Source organism: Paraburkholderia dinghuensis, assembly GCF_003837865.1.
In the GTDB taxonomy this organism is placed as follows: Bacteria; Pseudomonadota; Gammaproteobacteria; order Burkholderiales; family Burkholderiaceae; genus Paraburkholderia; species Paraburkholderia dinghuensis.
The window spans coordinates 198,489-223,651 of the sequence record NZ_RQIS01000010.1 but is presented as its reverse complement, the minus strand read 5'-3'; the positions used below and the strand labels follow the sequence as shown (position 1 = coordinate 223,651).

Genomic DNA, 25,163 nt, shown 5'->3' with positions numbered 1-25,163 from the left:
CCTCACGGCAGCACCTCCGCAATGGCGCCCGGACCGAACAGATTATTGAGCGTCGTTGCGACCCCGCCTGTCGACGGCAATTCGACCGCGCCGATGTCCACGCGTGCTCCCTGAGGCCTCGTCGTGCCAAAGAAGTCATATCTCGGCGCACCGGTCGCGGTGCCGGCATTCACCGCCGGCGACGTCGACTGGATCGCGTAGTTGCCGAGCGGCGTGCCGTATCCCGCGCTGCCGACCGTGATCGTCGCGTTCGACAACGAAAGCGGCCCATAGGACATGTTGATCCAGTTGTTGCCTTCGTCCGGCGTGGCCGACGGCTGCAGGCTGAACATCGGATTTGGCAACACCGTGTCGGCAATGCCAGGCGGCACAGCGTAGCCGGCGAACGGATTCTTCGCTTCAGGCGGCACGCGCGAGCCGTTGCAGTACTGGCTGATCAGGTTCGGGTTCGCTCCACTGTTGTTGGCGTTCGGGTAGTCGGTCGCATCCGTGATGATCGAATAGTGCGGAGACAGCGTGATCCCGGATTCATGCGTCGATGGCTTCATGTCGCCAAACGCGCCGATGTCCCAGTACATCGCACCCGACGGGCAGTAGCCGGTCGCCTGGCCCGCCTGGTTCAGCGTGGGGTTCAGCGTGACCACGTTTTGCTGAATGTTCGGGTTCGTGTTTCCGCTCACCGTGATGTAGAACGAACGGTTTTGCCAGAACACGTTGTTCGTCAGCACCGGCACCGAGAACTGCTTGCAGCCAGGCAGGTTCGCCGGACAATTGACGTTCGCGCTTGTGAACGCGCCCAGCAGGTTCTGCGTGTGCGCTGCCACTTCCAGACCCGCAGGCTGGAACGTCGACGTCGTGATCGGGCTGCAGGTGGTCTGCGCACCCACCGTCACGCAGTTCGGCGGCCCGACGTTCGCCTGCGCAGCGAGCGCCGTGTTGAAGAGCACGCCGGCGGACGAGGTCGAATCGTTGGACACGACGGTGTTATTGATGAAATTCACCCGCACGGCGTCCTGCAGCGATACACCGCCACCGGCCCAACCTGCCACGTTGTTCGCGATGATGTTGTTCGTCACGCTCACCTGGTACCAGCGGTTGGCGTTGGTCGGGCTGCGCTGTACGTCTGTGCCGTTCACGTTCTGCAGACGCAGTCCGCCGCCCTTGCCGCTTTCCGCCGTATTGCCGACGATCAGGTTGCCGTCGATCAGGAGGCCCGGCCCGACGCCGTCGGACAACTGAGGCGCACAGTCCTGGTCCACCGCCGCGTTTTCGCAGTACGTGCCGTCCGGCGGTACACCCTGAGCGATCAGCCCGCCGCCATAGGTCGGCAGCGTCGGGTTGTTGCTCTGGTTGAAGATGATCCAGTTGTGCGACAGGTCGCCGTTATAGCTGAAGCCGAAGTGCGCAACGCCTCCTCCGTCGCCGCTGCTCATGTTGCCGCACACGAAGTTGTAGTTGAAGTGATAGTTATCCGCGCCCGAGCAGAACGTCACGCCTGCCGCGGACGATGGCGTCGTCGAGTTGATTTCGTCGCCGTACGACGAATTCGACGTAACGGCGTTGTGGTGCACGTTCACGTTGATGTTGTACCCGAACGGCAGTTGCGTGACGCCGTCCGCCGCGATCGTGCCATCCGGCACCTCGACCTGGCCGACTGTGATGCCGCCAGTCAGTGTGCCCGCGTTGCTCGACACGCGGTTGTTCGACACCTCGGTCAAGTGGTTCCAGCCGTGCAGGAAGATCCCGCCGCCGCCCTGCGAGCTGTTCTGGAACGACATGCCGTCGACGCGAGACGGATTGCACAGGAAGTTGCTCGGATAATTCGCGCAGTCCAGGATGGTGAGCGGCGTGCACACGCCGTTGGCCGTGCAGTTCGGGTCGGCTTGCCGCACTCCGCGCACGGTCACATCGCGCACGCCCTTCGCGAGCACGGTAATCCCCGCGCCTTCGTAAGCGCCCATTAGCGTCGGCTCCATCAGCAGCTCGCCGAGATTGCCATTCAGCGTGTTGTCCCACCCAACGGTCGGTTCCAGCGGGATGGCATCAACCTGGCGCTGCATCGTCGGCGAGCACGTATAAGTGCCGGTCGGGTCGTACGGATTGGTGCTGCTGATCAGCCCGCCATTGATCGACACGCCGAACAGACAGTCGACCTGACGCCGCCACGGATCCATCTTGCCGGACGGATGCGTGTTCGCATTCACGATGACAGACGGCGCGCCGACACCCTGCAACCGCAGGGGCTTCCACATCAGCAGCATCTCGTTGTACGTGCCCGGCCCAACGATGATCATGTCGCCCGGCGTCGCAGCGTCGATCGCTTTCTGGATCGCATTGCTCGTGCCGTTCTCGCCCGCGACATAGGTCGGCGTCTTGCCGCCGATCGTGACGGTCACGGTGTCGATCGACTTCTTGCCGTTGCCCGACGTGATGACAAGCTCTCCGCAACGGGTCGCCGTCGTGATGCCGCGCTGTTGTATCGTGCAGCTCGACTGCAACACGTTCAGGGTAGGCACCGTCACGGTGATCTGCGTGTCGCTCCACGACGTGACCGGCGCGTTCACGCCGCCAATCGTGACCGACCCGGTGCCCTTCGTGGTCCCGAATCCGTAGTGCCGCGTCACGAACTTCTGGTTGTACGGGGCCGTCGTTGCTGCCGGACCGTCGTACGCATGGTTGGGCACAGTCTGATCGCCGAGCGCGTTGATCGTCAGCGTATGACCGGCGGTCGATACCCACGGTCCCGCGCCGCCGCCGATGCTGTCGCCCGTCACCGACGAAACCGCCGGCGTGCCATCCGGATACGCGCAGTCGGGCGGGTTATAGCCATCGGCGAAAGCCTGCACCGGGACGACCGGCGTGTCCATGTACTGGGTCTGTCCAGGCATGAACGGAATTTCATAGCAGAACTGGCTGTACGCCGGGTTGTAGAGCGGATCGCGCATCGTCTGGCCCGGATGCGCCGGGTCGGGCTTGTCCGGATCGTTCATGCAGGCGATCATCATCGTCGGCGCATAGCCGGTCGGATTCGGTGGGTTGACCTCCCACGTCGAGTAGTTGAGCCCGTTGAAGATGCCCCATTGATCCGAGTACACACGCTCGACCTCGTTACCCGCGAAGTCCTTCAGCGATACCGGCACGTTCGGCACCGCGAATTTTTCGCCGAATTGCGGCGAGTACGGATCGAACTCCGACGAAAAGTCGTCGAGCATGAAGCCCGTGAAGTGCGCGGCAACGTGCGTCGAACTGAAGATCCAGAACTTCGCGCGCGCCTGCATCTGGTCGGTCAGCGTGACCTCCTTGCGATCACACAGATGGCGCGACGCTCCGGCGAAGGGTGCCACTTCCTGTGAACCCGGGAACAGGCTGATGTAGTCCGGCACGATGCGCAGCGTTCCCACGCAGGGCCAAAGTTGCTCGTTGCCCTGCTTCCCGGAGTCACTCTCCGGATTCGAACCCAGATTCGTCGTCGGGTTCTGCGCATTGTTCGGGTTGTACGCCTCGTTCACGGCCGCCTGGTCGGGCAGGATGAAGATGTTGCCGAGGCTGCCGAACTGCTGTGTCACCGGCGCAATGTAGTTGTCGCCAATCAGGATGTTCTTGTCCTCTTCCTTAACGAGTTCGTAGCCGGGAGGCACGATCACCTCGACGACATACTTGCCGGCAGGCAGCATTTTCGCGCTGGCATCCGTCGGGTTCGCCACGCAAACCGTGCAGTTCGTGCCGGTCGGCTTTCCGGTCGAGGGATCGCGGCCCGTGACGCTCGGGAACTGATACATGCCGTCATAGGGCGCAGGCTGCAACTGGTTGAACATGTGCATGCCGTCGTAGCACTTGAACTGCGATTGAGCCGGCAGCGGACGATTCTGGGCATCGAGCCACTGCGTCGTGTTCTGTAACGTGTAGAAGAACGGATCGTTCGGGTCCTGGCCCGGGCAGTTCATGTTCGGCATGCCGTCCGACCGGAAGCCCTGCGCCCAGTCGTCCCAGCTGCTCGTCTTCGTCGAGTCCACCAGTTGAAGGCTTGGCGTGCCGTCCGCCGCGGTGCCCTCCTGATACAGGTTGACCGTTACGTTTGGCACATTGGGCGTCCAGCTCGCGTGGACGAGCAACGTCGGGTCGTCGAACGGACGCGTCGACGCGTAGACGACCTCGCCGGTGATGCCACCGTTTTCGCCTGTCGCGAATGGCGCCTTGCCGAACTCGATGAACGAGCTTTGTCCCGAGAATCCCTGCCAGCCCATCGTCGTGACCCACGGCGGGTCGATACGGCCAGTCGAGGGGTTGGTTCCGGAGCGGTCCTTGCAGTCTGCGTCGTTGCAGTAGGTGGCACCCGGCACGCGCAGGTTGGTTGGCACGTGGAACGTCTCCACCGTGTTCGCGTAATGCGAGGCGATCGTCGAATTGCCGCCGCCCTTGCCGGTTCCGTCGACTGGACCGCCGGCGTCATAGACTACGTGCACGCCAGTCTGCTTGAAGCGCGTCGTGTCGACTTCGGCAACGTACCAGTTGAACAACGGAAATACTTCGTTAAACGACGCATAGCCGTTCAGATCCGTGTTGTTGAAATTCGAATAGCTGCCGTCGCGATAGCGAATGTTGGTCTGCACCAACGCCAAACCGGGCTGGCTGGCGCTCGAGACGTGCGAGCCGTCGTTATCGAGGTACGTGCGTGTATAGAGGTTCGTGTGCCATTGCAGAACCGGTAGTTCGCCGACGCTGGTGTTCGTACCACCCTTCAATTGCACGGCGGTCGCGAGCCCGTCGACGATCTGATCGTTCCACTGGTCGAACACGGTGATGCGGTACGTGCCGTCGGGCAGGCCGCTGAAGTTGAACGACCCGTCCTGATTGCATTTCGTGAACGCGACATCGTCGCCGTCGGGATCACCAACGCTCACGTAGCATTGCGTGAAACTCAACGAATCGCGCGTGCCAGCGCCATACAGATTCTCATTCGGCGGACGGCTGTAGTGCAGATTCGTGATGCGTCCGCTCAACGAGTTGTTGCACGCGGTGCCCGCCGGGCACAACAGCGGCAGACGTGCGTTGATGATCTTCGGATTCGCAAAGCCGATCGTCACGTGGAAGCCGGCCGGTCCGAATTCCTGGAAGTACGAGGGTCCGCCGATCCGGATGAATGCATCGTGTGCCTTCTGCCCGTCGAGCGTGTTGGTCTGCAGCCATTCCTCGCCGCGCGCGATGCGGTCGGCAGCCGGATAGGCAACGACGCCATAGCGTCCCGGCATCAGGTTCGCGATGATCGCCTGGCCGACGAGCGGCGACAGCGTCTTGCCATCGGACTCGAACTTCGGGCAGGTCGGGATCATGCCGACGATCCCGTTCGTGGTCTTGACCGAAATCGGGCAAGCGTTCAGCCCGGTCGCGGGATCGGTTACGTTCTGCAGCGAATTCGACAGCGGCATGTTGAACATGTCGTAGGTCATCTGCCCGGTCGCGTCGCCCGTGCCGCCCGCATCGTCGAACAGCTTGATTTCGAAGCCGCCGAGGCCGGGCTCGCGCGCGGTGCCGAACGCGTCGGTGCCGCCGCTCACGTCGATTTCGCCGTTGAGCGGTGAATCGTCCTCGAAGACGAATACCGAGATCTTGGCCGTCTGCAGCGGCGTCTGTTGCAGGAGCACGTTGACGCTCAACTGGTTGGCCGCGATCATCGCCCCGCCGATCGCGTGACCGCACTTGCCGCTGCCCGGCGCGAAGTCCGCGCCGCCAGGACCGGACGGGCAATCCTTCGAGATGTCGAACTGGCGCTGCGCCCCGGTCGGATTGCTCGGATTGACCGGCTGCGGCGTGCCCGCGCCGTTCGTGAACGTGTTGCCCGCATCACCGGGCAGGATCGAGATGTAGTAGTGCTTCGTCGGATCGAGTTTTACCTGCGACGGGTCGACCGGCGTCTGCTGCCCGGCAGTGATGCGGCACTGTCCATCGCCGACGTCACAAACGGCCGGCTTGTGGCTCTGCGACGTCGGGTCGTAGACAGTCTGGCCCGACTCGCACGAAACCGTGCCGACGCATCCCGCAGCCACGACCGGCATGTAGCTGGTATGGAAGCTGGTACCGAGGCTCGGAACGGGAAGCGGCGGGCACGTGGACGGGCGCGTCGTCGAATTGACCTGGCACGCCGGGTCGATCTGGAATGTGCGGTCTTCCTCGATGATCCAGCGGTAGTCGCTGATCGCCGTGCCGGTTGGCGCGTCCTTGACGGCAACGACCAGACCACTGCCCCCCTGGAACGTCACAGTGGCCGTTGCCGGACTGCTGGCGCTGTTCTGCGAATTGACCGCCGTATAGGTGAACGTCACCGTCGCGGTACCGCCCGCGACCGGAGGCACCGATGGGATGGCATTGAATGAGCCGTCCTGGTTCAGCGTCACGGTACCGCCCGAGGGCGAACCGGACAACACCGCCGTGAGCGGCAGGCCGCCCGGATCGCTCGCGTACGCTAGTACGCCCGGCGCGCCCGAGTGAAAGAGCGACGCGATATTGCTGGTATAGCTGCTGTTGTTCGCGACGGGCTTGCCCGACAAGCAGCCGGAACCGCTCGTGCAGGGCGCGAGTGTAACCGTCGCGGTAATCGCGGGATTGCCGTTGGCCTCATAGACGAAACTGTCGCTCGTCGTGCCGGAATTCGGCACATACGTGAATGTGCCGTTTGAATTAAGCGTCAGTTTTCCGCCAGTCGGCTGCGTGAGGACCGTTACGCCGTACACGCCGACGTCGTTGGCAATCACGCCTTTGGCCGGGTCCGCGACGCTCAGCGTATTGCCCGGCACGAGGAAGTACGTATCAGGATTCGCGACCGCGCCTGCGTTACCCGCCTGCGACGTCGGCGTGGCCCCGCCGTTCACGCTGATATAGGCCTGCATGCCGCCGTCACGCTGATTGTTCGTCGAGAGACTGAGTTGCCGGTCGAACACCGGCAATGCCAGCGATCCCGTGGCCGGGGCATTGATCAGGACATCGTAAGTTTTTCCGGCGGCAAGAAACGCGACCGTCTGCACGCGCATCGTGCCGGGCAACAGATTGCCGTCTTCCGCGACGAGCGAAAAGCCGGAATTCGGCGTAGCGCCTGTCTGCGCACCGACCACCGAGGGCACATGCATCCGCAGGCCGGCGTTGACAAAGCGAAGCAGCACTTGCCCCGTGCCGGCGGGCGCGGTCGCCGGGAACGTCGATGCCCCGGTGTTCGAGCGGTCAAAAGCCACGCCGTTGATCAGGTAATAGCGCGGGTCGTAATTGACCGCCGGCGGATAGCAGGTGCCGAACGAGGACGACTGGGGATCGCCGCACTGCCCCGACTGCCCGGACCACACTTTCGTTTCGCTGAACCCCGACGTCACGACCGCCGATGCCACCGCCGCGTTCTGCACCGGATCGATCTCGCTCAATACGAGTGGCACATCGGCGTCGTAGCTGACACCCGGATAGGCCAGCGCGCGCGTCGTGCCGTTCGCGGGCGTTTTGACGATCAGCACGCCGTAGAGACCCATGGGCCCCTGGATCGACGGGTGCGTACCGGACTCGATCAGATACGTGCCGGCTGAGAGGTTGCTCCACGTCAGCGCGACCTGCTGGCCGTGCGCCGCTTCTGTCGCGAACGACTGCACGCGCGGACCCTGAGTGGGCGGGACGAACTGCGCGACGCTTGAAGAACTGGCGGCAATCGGCCAGGTTGTGGCGCTCTGCGTCGCGTGCGCGGGGCTTGGCGTGGTCGTTGCCGTCTTGCCGAGTCCGCCGCCAAGCTGGCCGACGATGACGAGCGAGGTCGGCACCAGGCCCGGCAGGCTGTTGGTCAGGTTGATCGTGAGCGACTGGCCGGTCTGCGCGGTAATCACCACCGGCGACCAGCTCGTGCTCGTGCCCGCGCCCGGATTGGCCGACGCGCACGCCGTCGCAGGCGTCGCCCCCGATGCGCAAGTGTAGCCCCACATCGGCACCGACTGACCATCGGGCAGTGCGATGACCGAGGCCTGCGCCGTCAGGTTGACGACGGTCTGGGCATGGGCCGCGTGGCTTGCGGCAGCCAGCAACATCGCGGCTGCACTTGCCCGAACGAGGCCGCGAAGCACTCTTTTCACGTGTGCGGTTCTCATCGCGAGTCTCCCCGATCTAGTTGCCTTCGTTGATCGTGTACGCCTGCGGATCGACGAGCATCATCATCATCATCCCGCCTGGAAACGTGTTATTCGTCGTGATCTCGCGCTCATTGTGCGAATGCCACATGAAGGCGAAGCCAGCCTCGGACGACGGCGGGTTGACGACGGTGCCGGAAGGCGGCGTCGTTCCCGTGAAACCGGTTGCGCGCATGGTCGCGTCGGGACCGAGGTAGGGGCTGCCGCCGTACCACGTGCCGTTGGTCAGCACGCGCGCGTCCGGCAACGTCACCGGTCCGCCGCTCGCCACGTTGCCGAATGGATGCGCCTCGAGCGCCTTCGCGTGGTCGGCGCACCACTCGTAGTAGTTGGGCGCCGACGGATTCGAGGTGTAGTAGCCGTTCGCATCGGGAATGCACACGCTGCCGTCGCCGGGCTTGTGTCCGTAGACGTCCCAGTTCAGGCCCTTGCCCGTCCAGTAGAAGATGCCGTCCATCGCGAGACCTGGCGTCGTCGTCGTGGTGAACAGGAGCGGGCCGGCCAGCTTGGTCGGGTCCGTCCGGCTCAACAGCAGGTTGCCGTCACGTGCGAGAACGCGCACATGGTTGCCGTGTTCGTGGAACGGGTGCTGCCAGCGACCGTCGCCGATCACCCGCAACAGCACGAGTTCGCCGGGATGCATGTGCGGATTGCCGTTGTACGGCTGATGCGGATACTGCGACGCGTAGTTCGGATCCATGTCGTCCGGCATCGAACGGCCGTTGATCATGAAATACGCCGGATGGTACGGCTCGGTCTGCACGAGCATGCAGCCCGTTTGCTGCGTACACGTCTTCTGGGCTTCCTGCTCCGCCTGGGTGTGGATGTTCGGATCCATTTCGGAAAACTGGAACAGATATTCGCGGTCGTAGCACGCCGAGCTGTGGTTGTACGCAGCGACGGCATTGCGGAAATCGGGCTGCCCGTCGAGCAGTACCCCGCCGTTCATCAAGTGGCAACCGGCCGGCGTGGCGAGCGTACCAGGGGCAGTCGTCGGCAGCACGATCAATGCACCGGACAACCCCATCTCGATCTGCAGATCGCCCTGCGTGCCGCTGTAGTACGCATGCGTGCCTGGCGTGCTGGCGACGAAGCTGTATGTCACCGTGCCGCCGTGCTGCGCCTCGCGCGTCAGCAGTCCCGGCACACCCGTCTGGGCAGCGGGACAGGTGCCGTCCGCGTTGAGTTTCGCGGCGCAGACCTGGAAGCCCGGAAACAGGATCGACGTATTGCCTGCGGCCGCGGGCAGATTGTTCGTCAACGTGACCGTCACCACGTCACCCTGCTTGACGATCAGCGTCGGTCCGGGAATCTGCATGGCCGTGCAATTCGCACCCGGGATCGCGGCCGGTGAAAATCCCGCGGGCGGGGTATTGCAGCCGTAGCCCCACGAGTAGATGCTGTTGCCGTCCGGTTGCGTGATGCGGTCCGCCGAAGCGACGAGGTCGAATGTCGGTCCCGTGATACCGGGCGCCGCCGCGAATGCATACGAAACCGGCAGCCCGAGTATCAGCGCGAGAAGTGCGCCGCCCGTTGCGCGCGCAAGGCGTTCGGCCGCCAGAAGGCGCGCGCGGCACACGATACGGTAGCCATACAGGAAGTAGCTCACGTTCGTTCTCCTAGCTGCACGCCTTCGTGGTCGGGTCGACCGCGTGGCAGATATGAACTTCGGTCATCAGCCCGCCGAAATTCTCGGCATCGTTCGACAGATGGTCGAGATTCGGCGTGTAGAGGTAGAAAACGGAACCCGGCGCGTAACGCGTCGTATCGCTCGCGTCCAGGATCACGTCGACCGATTCGCCGCCGCCAAGCGTCACCGAGTTCGTGAAGTACGTCATGTCGTTGCCCGACAAATCGCGCAGCAAGCGTGCGTTCACACCGATCACGTGCATCGGAATGCCCAGCGATGCGAGCGTCTGGAACTCGGTGACGTCGAGGTCCGAGATGCGCAACAGCGCGCGGCCACCCGAGGGAATGTTGATCAGCGCGGGCAACGGCTGCGAGTAATGCTTTGTTCCGTCGGCGACCGGCGTCTGCATCGGGCCTTGTGTCACCGTGTCCGGGTAGCTGCGGCCGTTCAGCAGGAAGTACTTGTCCTTCATGTCGGTGAAGGGCTCGGGATTGAACGTCATCCCGACGAAGTGGAAGTTCGGATCGAAGCCGTGAATCTGGACCGGATACTCGACGTCGTAGGCGGTCGATCCGTCGCCATCGTTGTAGGCGTAAAGCGTCGGTGTGCCGCTCTTGTTGTTGACATGCAGCACGCCGTTGGAAGGCGGCAGCGGCGTCGAGCAGAGAATGTCCGTGCCGCACATCGTGCGCGGGTCATTCTGCTGCTGAACCAGTGAGCTATAGAGGCTCGTGCCACCCGGAACCCGGTTCTGACGCGGCCTCACGAAAATCTGGCCGACCATGCCCATCTGCAGGTGCTCGGGCGGCGTGATATGGCAGTGCCAGAAGTAGGTGCCGGCATCGGGCGCGAGATAGTAGTAGGTAAAGCTCGCGCCGATGTTGATCGCGACCGACGCGTCAGGCACGCCATCGTAGAACGACGAGGCGTTCGGATAGCCGTGGAAGTGGACCGTGTGCTGCTCGAAGAGGTCCGGACGCATGATCATCCCGACGTTTGTCAACGTCAGGAAAAATTCGTCGTCCTCATCGATTGCCATCGTAGGCGCCGGAATGTTGCCATTCATGACGCCGATGTCCATGATCGGTCGCGGATCGACGTGTCCGTCAATCGCGCCCGGATTAGGAGTCGAGTCGGGATCGGGCACTTGTCCGACCGCGCCGTTGTAGGCCGGGTTCGTCCTCGGGTCGCCTAGTGTATTGAAGATGGCGGCGAACTCCGTTCCCGGCAGGCCGTTGCGAATATCGGCGAGACCCGACAGCGGACCGAACGAGAACAGGTACGTTTGCGTACCGTCGGCCATGGTCGCGTAACCGTCGCCGCCCGAAATCTGCTGGCACTTGATGGCGCCGTTGATATTTTTCGTCGGCTGGGAAGTCTGTCCCGTGAAAGACGGCCCGTTGTACGCCGGCTCGCTCGCGCCCGCAGGCAGCGCGGTCGGATGCAAGTTCGTCGTGCTGGGACACTGCACGCGGAAGGACTGCGCGAAAGACGGCATCGCGGACAGCGTCAGGAGCACCGCGAGCGCGCCGCTCCGCAGACAGGCATGACTGAGCATATGACCTCCTCCCCGCGGGCGGCGGACACAACGTCAACTATCTTGCCGTTGCTGCCACGCCGACACGCCGCGGCCAGACCGAACACGGCCCTGCACGAATTGTGGTTGCGCGCGACGAAGGAGTGGATGGGTCACCCTCCTACACTTGCGGTAGGGGACGTGCCTACGCGTGATGCGAATACGGTGCGAGTGCGGGAACCCGCAACGTGCGGGACGTTCGCGGGTTGATCGAGGCGGGTGTCGCGGCGCGTACCGTATGAACATACGGCGCGGGCGTGCGGCATGGCAGGCGTGGTTTAGTGGAGGTCAGCGGGATGGTGTTTGAGTTTCTCGACGTCGCCGCGCGTGCGAACGATGTCCGCGTTCAGGATTGCCGCCCGCCCCCTTTGCCTGCATACACTCAGGTATCCCCACGGTTATGCGCGGCGAATCGATACTCGATTACGATCCAACTACGGAGATCGAGAAATGCAAGTCGATAACGTAACTCCGCATCAAACCTACGACCTGTCTAACGCTCCGGCGCGCGAAAATCCGCCCGTCACGCCCGTGTCCGCGACTGCGCCAGCCAACGGACCTCGTGCAGGCAACGCTCCAGTTGCGTCTTCCGGCTCCCCTGGTGCAAAACAGCGCGCCACTGCTTCGGAGCAGCGAACACCCGATTCGCAGGCGCGTTCGACTCCCGCGCCTAACCTCGGCCCTACCCCGACGTCCACCATCTTCGGTGCGAACACCGCGTCGTCGCCCGATGCGAACAGCTCCCTGCAGCAACGCGAACAACGTGTAGCGGCCTATAGCGACCGCGTGAAAACGCAGATCGCCAATGTGGAAAGCGGCACCGAAGCGGAAAGAAACATCAAATTCCTGAACGCTCGACCGTTCACGACACCATCGGGTTATTTCCGCGGTGGTTTGCTGGCTGCCGGTTATTCCCCCGATGCAGATGTCAAAGTGCGGTTTAACCACTACACAGGAATTGGCCACCCGGAAACGTTGACCGACAGCACCGAACGCACCTATAAGGCATGGGAAGTTGCCGCGGGCGTGCTCAAGCACGACGAGCCGGCACGAGGCGGCGTCGTCAATTTCGAGTCCATGAAGATGGCCCCCGCGGATCAAGCGAAGGTCAACGATCTGGAGTCCATTGGTAAAACGCTACAGTCTCATTGGGAACAAAACGTGGCGGCGCCGATGCGGGATCCTTCGGGAATCCTCGCTGCGCGCTCCGGCAAAGCCGATGCATTCAGTACGCAGGCGACGCTGCAAAGCCTGCGGTCCGACGAGACGGCTTTCAGGCAATTAAGCCCCGAAGGGCAGCAGGCCATCGGTCGGACATTGGACCATGCCGGGCAGATTATCGTGCCCAACGTATATGGCTATCCACTAGCAGGACACGCGTTTATTCCGTACACGCCCTATGACGCAAACAACGAGAATCGCCCCAACAAGGGCTTGATGATCGACCTGAATAGAGGCACCGTCAGCGAAATCAAAGGGGACGGCGATTTTGCGAAATGGGCCCAGAGAAACAGCGACAGCGTGCGTCAGAGTTTCAACGCCAGCGACAGACAAGGCGGACTGGATGCCCATTGGCCGAAGGCAGATGATGTCCTCGACAATTTGATTGCGGGTAACGATACGACGTACCCCGGCCACAAAAGTCTCGTTGCCGACCGAGACATTCCAGTCAGAGAACTTTTTAATTACACCGGAGCGCGAAGCAGTGAGTATCAGTTGAAGTGCGGCAATTTGACGTCGGGTTCCGGCGACGACAAAGACTCCAGCATCGCCGCCCAATACCAGGCCGTCAACGCGAAAAACGCCAAATGGACAGACCAGACACAGGTGTTCGGCTCCGATGAGCAAAACTGGAAATGGACAAAGGAATTATGGGGCAACACATTCGCCTACCTGCCGGGGATCGGTGACCTGGGCAATATTGTTTTCGGGGCTTATGACAGCGCCCACGGCATGACGGCGGAGGATCGCAGAGGGGGCAATGTCGCAGCGGTCGTATCGACCCTGCAACTGATGCACGATCTCGCGTCAAGCGATGCAGAACTGGCCGCTGGCAAATCGCCTTCGATGTGGAGTTCCTCCGGCGCCTCGGGTTCAAGATGGCGATACGATTCGCAAACTAGCGAATTCGCGTTTCAGCCGCCTCAGCAAATCAATGCTGCCCCCAAGATCAGTTCGACCAAGCCGAAAAATCAGCACGCCTTTGGCAAGAATCTGGATCTACCCTATATCGACGCCGAACCTGTGCCCAACCCACAGTCGATTACGCCCAGCGCTGCAAGCGTAGCCGAGCGTGATCTTCATATTCGAAAGGAAAATCTGCCCGCCCCGACGTCGGCCGACTATCCCGCGCGACTCGAAAAGATGGCGTCAAAATTAGAAGACGAAACTGGCGTCGTCGTTAGCGATTTGCCCAAACTGCAGAAGCTTTCGTATCGATACAACACCATCATCGGCATCAGGCCTGTCGACAAGTTTGCGACCGGATTGATTGAAGAAGGCTACGAAACCAAAGGCTTCCATGTCAAAGGGAAGAGCGCATCGTGGGGACCGCAGGCGGGGCTGATCTGTGTCGATCAAAACTTCAGCAAACTCGAAGGGGTCGAACCGGCACGGATCGGCAAATTCAATGCGGAGGTTCAGAAGAGCCTTCAACAAAAGGAAGTCGTGAAGGTGCCACTGGAGTTGTCGACGAGCAGGCTGAAAACGCTTAACCAGTTCGGAGCCATCTCGGCGATGTCGAAACCCGACGCAAAAGGGATTCGTCTTTTTACGGCCACAGCGCCGAGTGGAAAGGAATACCACTTCGAAGCAACGCCCGTTAAAGGTCCGGGAGAAGATCGATTCACTATCACGAGTGAAGGCAAGCCGATCGAGGTGCTGGCCCCCACCACGCCCGGCGCAAAACCCTTGACCGCCGATTACGATCTATTAGCCGTCGCCCCCCATATCAGCGACGTCGGCCCCCAGGACAATTTGCCGGTACCCGACGTGTCGCACAAGGTGTTTCGGCAGCGCGTCGATGGATACAAGAATACGGACGGAATCAATCCTGCGCTGAAGGACGCCTATGACGATCCGAATAAGTTCTACCAAAATGAAGACCCCGATATCGGCAACGCCACCGAGCGCATCCGCAACCTGATTCCGGTCATCAACAATGATCTGATGCTGGATGTCGAGGCGCCGCGTGCGAAAGTCGTCCACCACAATGCTGATTCGGGAAGTCCGGCGACCGACCCGAGTGCCAACTATCCGGCAACGTTCGCGCTGCCCTTCAAGATGGGAAAATTCGACGAAATCTGCGTTATCCACAACCAGAATGAACTCAAGGAACTGATGCAGGCAGCCAAGGACTACGGCTACAATTTCCCGGTCAATCCCCTTTGGGACGACGATGTGAAAAATATACGGCGAACGGATTTCACAACGGCACAAAATAAGGGAACGTGATTCAGGCGCCGGCCCCTCGCCCTGCCTTCCCCGCTTCCGCCAGCACGAACTCGATGAAGGTGGACGCCGCCCGCGTGTGATGGCGGTTCGGCATATAGAGCATGTACATGTGCGTGCCGAAGATGCTGAGCCGCCACGGATCGAGCGATGTGACGACATCGCCGCGCCGCAGGTCGTCGTGAACCACGTAGTCGGGCAGAATGCCCACGCCCAACCCGGCCAGAACGGCCTGGCGCAGAAAAAGAAAGTTCTCCGAAATGATCGTCGGCTCCAGCAGAACTTCATGCCGCGCATCGCCGAGATAGCCTGCGAGGCGCAACTGCCTGCCCACCACGGCTGCCGTGATGACGGGCGCAGTGCCGAGATCCTCGAGCCGTTGCGGCATGCCGTGCGTCTCTCCCCACTCTTTCGAAGCGCACGCCACATACTTCACAAGCCCCATGTCACGCGCGACGAGATTCTGCGGCGGCTCCGACATCACGCGCACCGCGATGTCGACTTCGTCGCGCATCAGGTCTTCCACGCGATTTTCGAACATCACATCGAGCACGATGCCCGGATAAAGCCGCTTGAATTCGATGAGCCAGTCGGACATCACGAGCTGGCCATAGCCGCTCGGCACCGAGAGTCGCACGCGGCCCTGCAGCGTCTGCCCGAGCGTCGTGACCGATTCGCGCGCGGCGAGGATCGCGTTCTGGATCGCGCGGCCGTGCTCGTAGAGCTTCAGGCCGATCTCGGTCGGCTCGACGCGGCGCGTGGTGCGCCGCACGAGTTGCAGCCCGATCGACTTTTCGAGGTGGTTGAGGTGGTAGCTGACGTTCGCGCGGCTCATCTTCAGCCGCCGCGCGGCCTCGCTCAGGTTGCCCGCGTCGAGGATCTCCACCAGCAGGGTTAGCGCGTTGACGTCCACGGCCGGCTCACTGTCAAGGATATTTTGACAGTCTGTCAACCTCCAATGCAATTGTCAATAAACCTTGGCGAGCCCACAATCGGGCGATCATCCCACCACCAGGCCATCACCTGGCGGCCACCCGGCGCGCCCCTGGGCCCGCCCTCTGGAGACACGAGACATGGCATCCGACAGCATCCATCCTTCCCCCGTTTCGTATGAACTGCGCGGCAAAGTGCTGCTCGTCACCATCGACAACCCGCCCGTCAACGCGCTGGGCGTCGATGTGCGCCGCGGCCTCGCCGCCGCGATCGAGCACGCCGACGCCACCGATGCGGTCGAGGCCGTGCTGCTCGTCGGCGCGGGGCGCAACTTTATCGCGGGCGCCGATATCCGCGAGTTCGGCAAGCCGCCGCAGCCGCCCGCGCTGCCCGACGTCTGCAACCGCATCGAGGCTTGCCGCAAGCCGGTGATCGCCGCGATCCACGGCGCGGCGCTCGGCGGCGGGCTCGAAGTCGCGCTCGGCGCGCACTACCGCCTCGCCGTGCCGGGTGCGAAGCTCGGCCTGCCCGAAGTCCAGCTGGGTCTCTTGCCCGGTGCGGGCGGCACGCAGCGCACGCCGCGTCTGATCGGCGCCGAAGCGGCACTCTCGCTGATCCTGAGCGGCCGCCATGCGAGCGCGCAGGAAGCGCTCAAGCTCGGCCTCGTGGACCGCGTGGGCGCGAGCGACGACGTCCTCGCAGAGGGCCTCGCCTACGCGCAGGAACTGCTCGCCGCGCATGCACCGGTCCGCCGTACCCGCGACGCACAAGGTCTCGCCGACCGCGAGTCCGCGCAGGCCGCCATCGCCGCCGCACGCACCGACACGGCGAAGAAGTCGCGCGGACTCTTCTCGCCGATGAAGATCGTCGACTGCGTCGAAGCTGCGTTGAACGCTGCGTCGAACAACGCGTTCGACGACGGCCTGCGTTTCGAGCGCAAGCAGTTCCTCGAATGCCTCGACAGCCCGCAGCGCGCGGGCCTCGTGCACGCGTTCTTCGCCGAGCGCGAAGTGCAGAAAGCCCCCGAAACGAAGAGCGCCACGCCGCGCGCGATCAACACGATCGGCGTGATCGGCGGCGGCACGATGGGTGCGGGCATCGCCGTCGCGGCGCTCGACGCGGGCCTGCCCGTGACGATGATCGAGCGCGACGACGCCTCGCTCGCACGCGGGCGCGCGCACGTCGAGAAGGTCTACGACGGCCTCATCGCGAAGGGCCGCATGACGGCCGACGCGAAGGCGCAGGTCCTCGCCCGCTACACCGGTAGCACCTCGTACGACGCGCTCGCGCAGACCGATCTCGTGATCGAAGCCGTGTTCGAAGAGATGAGCGTCAAGCAGGCCGTCTTTGCCGAACTCGACCGCGTCTGCAAACCGGGCGCCGTGCTGGCCACGAACACGTCGTATCTCGACATCGACGCCATCGCCGCGAGCGTCTCGCGACCGCAGGATGTCGTCGGTCTGCACTTCTTCTCGCCCGCGAACATCATGAAGCTCCTCGAAGTCGTGGTGCCGAAGCAGGTGACGGCCGACGTCGTCGCAACGGCCTTCGAACTCGCGAAGAAGATGCGCAAGGTGCCCGTGCGCGCGGGCGTATGCGATGGCTTCATCGGCAACCGCCTGCTCGCCGTGTATCGCGCGGCTGCCGATCACGTGATGGAAGACGGCGCCTCGCCGTATCAGATCGACAAGGCCGTGCGCGATTTCGGATTCCCGATGGGCCCGTACCAGGTCATCGATCTCGCGGGCGGCGACATCGGCTGGGCCTCGCGCAAGCGCCGCGCCGCGACGCGCGATCCGAACGCACGCTACGTGCAGATCGCCGACCGCCTCTGCGAGCGTAGCTGGTTCGGACAGAAGACGGGCCGCGGCTTCTACCTCTACCCGGAAGGTGCGCGCACCGGCACGCCCGATCCGGAGGTCGTTGCGATCATCGCCGCCGAGCGCGAACGCGCCGGCATCAAGCCGCGCAGCTTCACAGACGAAGAAATCATCCGCCGCTACATGGCCGCGATGATCAACGAAGGCGCCAACGTCGTGCACGAAAAGATCGCGCTGCGCCCGCTCGACGTCGACGTGACGTTGCTCTACGGCTACGGCTTCCCGCGCTATCGCGGCGGCCCGATGAAGTACGCCGATATGGTGGGCCTCGCGAACGTGCTGGCCGACATCCGCGAGTTCGCGAAGGAGGACCCGCTGTTCTGGCGTCCGTCGCCGCTCATCGTCGAACTGGTGGAGCGCGGCGCGAACTTCGCGAGCCTCGATCAATCGGCGTGAACACGGCGGGCCTTCGGGCCCGCCCGATGAAGCGACGCAGTGAACCGACGCAGTGAGGAGATGAGACGAGCATGGACCTGAAATTCACAGCGGAAGAAGAAGCCTTCCGCGCCGAAGTGCTGGACTTTCTGCGCGAACGTCTGCCGCAGCGCATCGCCGACAAGGTGCGCAACGGCCGCCGCCTCACGCGCGACGACATGGCGACCTGGCACGCCACGCTCAACGAGAAAGGCTGGCTCGCGAACCACTGGCCGAAGGAGTACGGCGGCCCTGGCTGGAGCCCCGTGCAGAAGTTCATCTTCGAGAACGAATGCGCGATTGCGGGCGCGCCGCGCATCGTGCCGTTCGGTGTGAACATGCTCGGGCCTGTGCTCATCAAATACGGCAGCGAAGCGCAGAAGCGCCACTGGCTGCCGCGCATTCTCGACGGCTCCGACTGGTGGTGTCAGGGCTATTCGGAGCCCGGCGCGGGTTCGGACCTCGCGGCGGTGCGCACTACGGCTGTTCGCGACGGCGATCATTACGTCGTGAACGGCCAGAAGACGTGGACCACGCTCGGCCACTACGCGAACATGATCTTCTGCCTCGTGCGCACGGCAACCGACGTGCGCAAGCAGGAAGGCATCAGCTTCCTGCTGATCGACATGAACACGCCGGGCATCGAAGTGCGGCCCATCATCACGCTCGACGGCGAACACGAAGTGAACGAAGTGTTTTTCACCGATGTGCGCGTGCCAGTGGCAAATCTCGTCGGCGAGGAAAACAAGGGCTGGACGTACGCGAAGTATCTGCTCACCTACGAGCGTACGAACATCGCGGGCGTCGGCTTTTCCGTCGCGGCGCTCGCGCGCCTGAAGCGCGCCGCGCAAACGATCACGCGCAACGGCAAACCGCTCGCAGACGATCCGCAGTTCGCCACGCGCCTCGCGAAAGTCGAAATCGACCTGGAAAACATGAAGACCACGAACCTGCGCGTGATCGCGGCCGTGGCGGGCGGCGGCGTGCCGGGCGCGGAAAGCTCGATGCTCAAGATTCGCGGCACCGAGATCCGCCAGGAGATTTCGTCGCTGCTGCGTCGCGCGATGGGACCGTATGCGGCGCCGTTCGTCGAAGAAGCGCTCGAAGACGGCTACACAGGCGAACCCATCGGGCCGGACGAAGCCGCGAGCGCCGCGTCGCTCTACTTCAACAACCGCAAGCTGTCGATCTTCGGCGGCTCCAATGAAATTCAGAAGAACATCATCTCGAAGATGATTCTCGGTCTGTAAAGGACGACGCCATGAATTTCCAGCACACCGAAGACCGCCGGATGCTCGCGGATTCGCTCAACCGCTTCATCGCCGAGCAGTACGGATTCGACACACGCGACAAGATCGCGCGCTCGGCAGAAGGATTCAGCGTCGACATGTGGCGCCGCTTTGCTGAACTCGGCGTGATCGGCGCGCTGTTCGACGAAGCGCACGGCGGATACGGCGGCCAAGGCTTCGACGTGGCCGTCGTGTTCGAATCGCTCGGACGCGGCCTCGTGGTCGAACCGTTCCTCGATACGCTCATCGTCGGACGCGCGCTCGCCCACGCGGGCAACGCCGCGCAGCAGGAGACGATCGCTGCGCTGATCGATGGCTCGCAGATCGTTGCGCTCGCCCACGACGAACCGGGTTCGCACTACGAAGCGTCGCGCGTGACGACGCGCGCCACGAAACGCGGCGACCAATGGGTGCTGCACGGCGCCAAGGGCGTCGTGCAGCACGCGGAGCAAGCGGACCTGCTGCTCGTTTCCGCGCGCACCTCATGCGACCTTCCCGGTGGCGAGTTCGATGAAGCCGGCATCTCGCTCTTCCTCGTTCCGCGCAACGCGCAAGGCGTGAGCGTGCGCGGCTATCGCAAGATCGACGGAGGACGTGCTGGCGAAGTGACACTCGACGACGTCATGCTCGACGCTCACGCGATCGTCGGCGTCGAAGGACAAGGCTTCGCCACGCTCGAACACGCGACGGGCTACGGCCTTCTAGCCCTCGCCGCCGAAGCGTTGGGCGCGATGGACGTCACGCGCGATTACACGCTCGACTACCTGCGCACGCGCAAGCAGTTCGGCGTGCCGATCGGCAGCTTCCAGGCGCTGCAGCATCGCATGGCCGACCTGCTGCTCGAAATCGAGCAGGCACGTTCGTCGGTCATCAACGCGGCGGCGGCGATCGACGCCCCGCGGGCCGAACGCGAACGCGCGCTCTCGGCGGCGAAATACTCGACTGGACGCATCGGCGCACGCGTGGCCGAAGAGTCGATCCAGCTGCACGGCGGCATCGGAATGACTTGGGAGCTGCCGCTCTCGCACTACGCGAAGCGCCTCGTCATGATCGATCATCAGCTCGGCGACGAGGATCATCATCTCGCGCGCTACATCGCGCTCGGCCGCAGCGCGGACTGAATGCCGATGTGATGTGAAACGCGGCACCCGGCGCGACGCCGGGCCGCGCGCCACCCTGGTGCCTTGAGGGAGCGCAGACTCAGGAACACAGGACCTCCCCATCGACCCGCGCGATCCGGCACCCGTCAACACGCTCCGGACTGCGCACGGGTATATTTTGCGGATGCCGCCTCGCGCGTGACGCGCGACTCAACCGCGATCCAACCGCTACCCAGCCCGCCTGTCGATGGAGTACGCCTACCTCCAGTTGCTGCAACTGCTCACCGCGCACGCACAGTGGACCCTCGCTGTCGTGTTCGCGGCGTCGTTTCTCGAATCGATGGCGCTCATCGGCACGTTCATTCCGGGCAGCACGGCCATGTTCATCGCGGGCGCGTTCGCGGGCACGGGCACGGTCAATCTCGGCTGGCTGTTCGTCGTGGCCATCGCGGGGGCCGTGGGCGGCGACGCCCTCAGCTACTGGATCGGTCATCGCTATCGCGACGCGCTCGCGCAGCGGTGGCCGTTTTCGCGCTATCCCGACATGTTCGCCAAGGCGCACGAATACTTCCTCCGCAATGGCGCGCGCAGCGTGATCCTCGCGCGCTTCGTCGCGCCGCTGCGTGCGGTCGTGCCGATCGTCGCGGGCATGGCGGGCATGACGCCGATGCGTTTCTTCGTGATGAACGTCATCTCCGCGCTCATCTGGGCGCCCGCTCATATCCTGCCCGGCGTCGTGTTCGGCGCCTCGCTGCAGATCGCGGGCGCGGTGTCGTTCCGGCTCGTTGTGATCGTCGTGATACTCGCGCTCGCGGGATGGCTCATCTGGCGCTTCACGCGCATCCTCCTGCAGCACCTCGACGCATGGGCCAGCGCCTCGCGCCGCAGCGCAGCGCGCTGGGCGCAGGAGCACCACGGCGCAGCGGGGCGGCGGCTCGCACGCCTGCTCGACCCGGCGCAGCCCGCGTTCGGCGCCGTCATTGCGATCACGGCGCTCCTCCCCATTGGCGCGGCCATCTTCTCGTACGTGCTGGGCAACCTGCTGCACGGCAATCTGCTCGCGCAGGTGGACCATTCCGTGCGCCAGTTCCTGTATTCGATCCACTCGGTCTGGGCCGACGCCGCGCTTGCGCGCATCGAAACGCTCGGCAGCACCGCGACGCTCGCGGCGCTCATCGTGACCGGCATCATCTGGATGGCGTTCGAGCGGCACTGGCGCACCATTGCGTACTGGATCATTGCGGCGGCGGTTTCGCAGGTGCTGATTTTCTCGATCCGCCTCGGTGTTCATCACGCGCCGCACGGCGGCGAAAGCGTCGCGGCCTTCGTGTTCCCGAGCGACCGCGTGGCGACGATGGTGATCGTCTACGGATTCCTGATGTTCCTGCTCGTGCGCCGCGTGAACAGGCTGCAGGGGGCCATGGTCGCCTCGCTCGGGAACGTCATCATCGTGGCCGCGACGTTCGCGGGACTCTATTTCGACCGCTTCCTGTTCTCCGATGCGATCGGCGGCGCCGCGCTTGCCTCGATCTGGATTGCTGCCATCGTGCTGATGTCGCTGTGGCGCTATCCAAACCGGCCGACGCCACGCCATTTCATGCCGTCGGTGGTGCTGGCCGTGCTGGCCGTATCGTTCGCGCTACAGCCCGGTACCGTGAAGCGCGGCGCAGCGCCAGTGGAAACGCCGCCGGTCGTCGTCTCGAAGACGGAATGGACCGGCGCGCTGTGGAAAACGCTCGCGTGCTATCGATTCGACATGAAAGGCGAGCGCCGCGAGCCGATGACGCTCCAGTGGGCCGCCAATGCCGGCGACATGCGCGACGCGCTGCGCGACGCGGGCTGGAGCGAAGGCGCGCACTTCACGATGCGCGACGCGCTTTCGCTCGTGGCGCCGCAGGTGAACGTGCTGACGCTGCCGCTCCTGCCGAAGCTGAACAATGGCATGCCGTCGCCGCTCGTATTCGCGCGCGTACCGCCCCATGGCGATTCCACACGCCCTGACGACCAGCGCGACGTGCTGCGCTTCTGGCCGACAGGCTATGCGCTGGGGCCCGAAAACGGCGGCGCTGCGGTGCCGATCTGGACGGGCTCGGTGATTCACGAGCGGCTGCGGCGCGGATCGTGGCCGTTCAACGTGCTCACGGCCATCCCCGAAGAGGACGGTAGCCCGCTCGACCTCATGGCGCCGGGCGAACCCGCTGAATGGCGCGTGCTGACCGTGCCAGGCGGCAGCGGCTGCCAGGGCCGTCCTGTGACGCTGATCGTTTCGGAAAAGCACTAGCCGCCCGCCTGCGACGCAGTGCAGCAACCGGCCCGCGCGACGCCTTGACAAGCGTCATGAAAAGCGCCGCGCGAAACGGCGTGAAAAGCGGTGTGAAAAGCGGCGCGCCCGCCAGTCAACCCGCGTGTTCCGCCCAGCTCCCGGTCGTCTGAAAGCGATCGATACGCTTGCGGGCGTCGGCATACGCGGCGTCGAGCGCCGCGTCGGCACCGGTGAAATTGCGCATCATGTCGTGAAAGCGGACGCTTTGCCCGTCCAGATGCGCATCCGCGCCGTGCCGGCAGATGTAGCCGCTGTAGTGGAACAGCGGTTCCGGCGAGCGCGGCCCGAAGGCCGGAATCGGCAGTACCCAGATCTCAAAGCCTTCGTGCTCGGTGTGGTCCCACATGTTGTGTCTCCGTGGCCAGGATGGCCACTATCGTCGCACGCCGCCCGCCCAGGCTGCAAACGTCCATTTCTCCAGTTGACTACACTAGGGAGGCGCTCATAGCGCCCTTTTCCCGCGCCTTTTTCCCGTTCACGCCGAGCGATACATCAGACCATGACGCCATCCTCAGCACCGCCCGCCCCCCAGGCCGTCTCCTCTCCCGTCACGCGCAACGCCTTCTTCATCGTCGCGACCGTCAACGATGACGCCGCGAGCCGCGCCAGCGTGCGCGCCTGGTGCGCCGATGTGGCGAATCTCACGCGGGCCATCGGCAAGCGCGTGCCGTCGGGCAATCTCACGTGCGTCGTGGGGTTCGGCTCGCAAGCGTGGGACGTGCTATTTGGCGCACCGCGTCCCGCCGAACTGCATCCGTTCCGCGAATTCGGCACGGGCGAGCGCGTCGCGGTCGCGACACCGGGCGACCTGCTCCTGCACATTCGCGCCGACCAGACCGACCTCTGTTTCGAACTCGCCACGCAACTGATGACCCGCCTCGAAGGCGCGGTGACGACCGTGGACGAAGTCCACGGCTTCCGCAACTTCGACATGCGGGCGATCATCGGTTTCGTCGACGGCACGGAAAATCCGGTCGGCGACGAGGCAGTGCATTTCACGGTGATCGGCGACGCGGACCCCGACTTTGCGGGCGGCAGCTACGTGCTGGTGCAGAAGTATCTGCACGACATGAAGGGCTGGAATGCGCTGTCCGTGGAAGCGCAGGAGCACATCATCGGCCGCACGAAGCTCCAGGACATCGAACTCGACGACGCGGTGAAGCCGGACTGGTCGCACAGTTCCCTCACGACACTCGAAGACGCCGATGGCGACGAGATCAAGATCCTGCGCGACAACATGCCGTTCGGCCGGCCGGGCCATGGCGAATTCGGCACCTGGTTCATCGGCTATGCGCGCTCTCCGCAGCCCATCGAACAGATGCTCGAAAACATGTTCGTCGGCCTGCCGCCCGGCAACTACGACCGCCTGCTCGACTTCAGCCGCGCCGTGACGGGCGGACTCTTCTTCGTGCCATCCGAGCCGCTGCTCGAGGCGCTCGCCGTGCGCGATCCTCACGCTGCGCAAACCGTTGCCGTCGCGTCCGCGCTGGACACCGCCAACGCCCGGGCAAAACACGACACGCTGGCCAGCGCTGGTTCGCTTGCCATCGGTTCCCTCAAAGGAGCACCCCGGTATGAATAATCTCCATCGCGAGCTGGCGCCCATTTCCAGCGCGGCCTGGTCGCAGATCGAAGACGAAGTCGCGCGTACGTTCAAGCGCCTGGTCGCGGGCCGCCGCGTCGTGGACGTCACGGGTCCCGGCGGCGCCGATCTCGCGGGCGTCGGTACGGGGCACGAGATCGGCATCGAAGCGCCGCTCGAAGGCATCCGTGCGCGCCAGCGCGAAGTGAAACCGCTTGTCGAGTTGCGCGTGCCGTTCGCGTTGTCGCGCGACGCCATCGACGACGTCGAACGGGGCGCCGAGGACTCCGACTGGCAGCCCGCGAAAGACGCGGCCCTGCGGCTCGCGTTCGCGGAAGACCGCGCGATCTTCGACGGCTACGGGGCCGCGCAGATCACGGGCATCCGCGAAGGGGCGTCGAACCCGCTGCTGCTACTGCCTGCGGAGACCGCGGGCTACCCGGCCGTGATCGCGAAAGCGCTCGAAGAACTACGCCTGCAGGGCGTGGACGGCCCTTACACCGTGCTGCTTGGCTCGGACGCCTACACGGCCGTGAGCGAGGCGAACGACCAGGGCTATCCTGTGCTCGAACACATCCGTCGCTTCGTGAGCGGCGAGATTATCTGGGCGCCGGCCATCGCCGGTGGCTGCATTCTCAGCACGCGTGGCGGCGACTTCGCGCTCCACCTTGGGCAGGATGTGTCGATCGGGTATCTGAGCCACGATGACCAGAGCGTGCATCTTTATCTTCAGGAGAGCTTCACGTTCCTGATGCTGACGTCCGAGGCCTGCGTGGTGGTGAGGCCGGAATAGCTGCAGCGGAACGGGACCTAAGGTGCGCGGATGGTGTAGCCGG

12 protein-coding genes are annotated in these 25,163 nt (G+C 63.9%); 7 read left to right on the top strand and 5 right to left on the bottom strand.

Features of this window, described 5'->3' with window-relative positions; genetic code table 11:
- Window positions 1-2: 2 nt before the first annotated feature.
- The 3 genes from D1Y85_RS15555 to D1Y85_RS15545 all read right to left on the bottom strand — a co-directional run bounded on the left by D1Y85_RS15555 (window position 3) and on the right by D1Y85_RS15545 (window position 11,338).
- Window positions 3-8,111, bottom strand: coding sequence for a choice-of-anchor Q domain-containing protein (locus D1Y85_RS15555; protein ID WP_124151955.1), 8,109 nt, complete (start codon window positions 8,109-8,111; stop codon window positions 3-5).
- Window positions 8,112-8,127: 16 nt separating this feature from the next.
- Window positions 8,128-9,663 (bottom strand): multicopper oxidase domain-containing protein, encoded by a 1,536-nt coding sequence (locus D1Y85_RS15550; protein WP_425466938.1) that lies wholly within the window; start codon window positions 9,661-9,663, stop codon window positions 8,128-8,130.
- A gap of 106 nt (window positions 9,664-9,769) precedes the next feature.
- The gene (locus D1Y85_RS15545; RefSeq protein ID WP_124151954.1) at window positions 9,770-11,338 is read right to left on the bottom strand and encodes a multicopper oxidase domain-containing protein; all 1,569 of its coding nucleotides are present in this window, start codon (window positions 11,336-11,338) and stop codon (window positions 9,770-9,772) included.
- A 468-nt stretch (window positions 11,339-11,806) separates the two neighbouring features.
- Between D1Y85_RS15545 and D1Y85_RS27620 the strand changes: the two genes are divergently transcribed.
- Window positions 11,807-14,809 carry an anthrax toxin-like adenylyl cyclase domain-containing protein gene (locus D1Y85_RS27620; protein WP_246024924.1) on the top strand — a complete coding sequence of 1,001 codons (3,003 nt, stop codon included), beginning with the start codon at window positions 11,807-11,809 and terminating at the stop codon, window positions 14,807-14,809.
- A gap of 1 nt (window position 14,810) precedes the next feature.
- On the opposite strand, the gene D1Y85_RS15535 is transcribed toward D1Y85_RS27620, so the two are convergent.
- A complete protein-coding gene (locus tag D1Y85_RS15535) occupies window positions 14,811-15,719 on the bottom strand; it encodes a LysR family transcriptional regulator (RefSeq protein ID WP_124151953.1) in 909 nt (302 codons plus the stop codon).
- 160 nt (window positions 15,720-15,879) lie between these two features.
- Between D1Y85_RS15535 and D1Y85_RS15530 the strand changes: the two genes are divergently transcribed.
- The 4 genes from D1Y85_RS15530 to D1Y85_RS15515 all read left to right on the top strand — a co-directional run bounded on the left by D1Y85_RS15530 (window position 15,880) and on the right by D1Y85_RS15515 (window position 22,703).
- A complete protein-coding gene (locus D1Y85_RS15530) occupies window positions 15,880-18,015 on the top strand; it encodes a 3-hydroxyacyl-CoA dehydrogenase NAD-binding domain-containing protein (RefSeq protein WP_124151952.1) in 2,136 nt (711 codons plus the stop codon).
- A gap of 71 nt (window positions 18,016-18,086) precedes the next feature.
- Window positions 18,087-19,283 carry an acyl-CoA dehydrogenase family protein gene (locus D1Y85_RS15525; RefSeq protein ID WP_124151951.1) on the top strand — a complete coding sequence of 399 codons (1,197 nt, stop codon included), beginning with the start codon at window positions 18,087-18,089 and terminating at the stop codon, window positions 19,281-19,283.
- 11 nt (window positions 19,284-19,294) lie between these two features.
- On the top strand, window positions 19,295-20,443 hold the full coding sequence (locus tag D1Y85_RS15520; RefSeq protein ID WP_124151950.1) for an acyl-CoA dehydrogenase family protein: 1,149 nt from the start codon (window positions 19,295-19,297) through the stop codon (window positions 20,441-20,443).
- Between the two features lie 226 nt (window positions 20,444-20,669).
- Complete coding sequence (locus D1Y85_RS15515) at window positions 20,670-22,703, top strand: VTT domain-containing protein (protein ID WP_124151949.1); 2,034 nt, start codon at window positions 20,670-20,672, stop codon at window positions 22,701-22,703.
- Window positions 22,704-22,818: 115 nt separating this feature from the next.
- Here the strand turns inward: D1Y85_RS15515 and D1Y85_RS15510 are convergent, their stop codons facing one another.
- Complete coding sequence (locus D1Y85_RS15510) at window positions 22,819-23,091, bottom strand: hypothetical protein (protein WP_124151948.1); 273 nt, start codon at window positions 23,089-23,091, stop codon at window positions 22,819-22,821.
- A 153-nt stretch (window positions 23,092-23,244) separates the two neighbouring features.
- Here D1Y85_RS15510 and D1Y85_RS15505 point away from each other — a divergent pair, with 153 nt between their 5' ends.
- Entirely contained in the window at window positions 23,245-24,327 is a 1,083-nt protein-coding gene (locus tag D1Y85_RS15505; protein ID WP_124151947.1) for a Dyp-type peroxidase, read from the top strand.
- Window positions 24,320-25,120: a family 1 encapsulin nanocompartment shell protein gene (locus tag D1Y85_RS15500; protein WP_124151946.1), complete on the top strand. Its 801-nt coding sequence runs from the start codon at window positions 24,320-24,322 to the stop codon at window positions 25,118-25,120. The genes D1Y85_RS15505 and D1Y85_RS15500 overlap by 8 nt, the downstream gene beginning before the upstream one ends.
- Window positions 25,121-25,163: the final 43 nt, after the last annotated feature.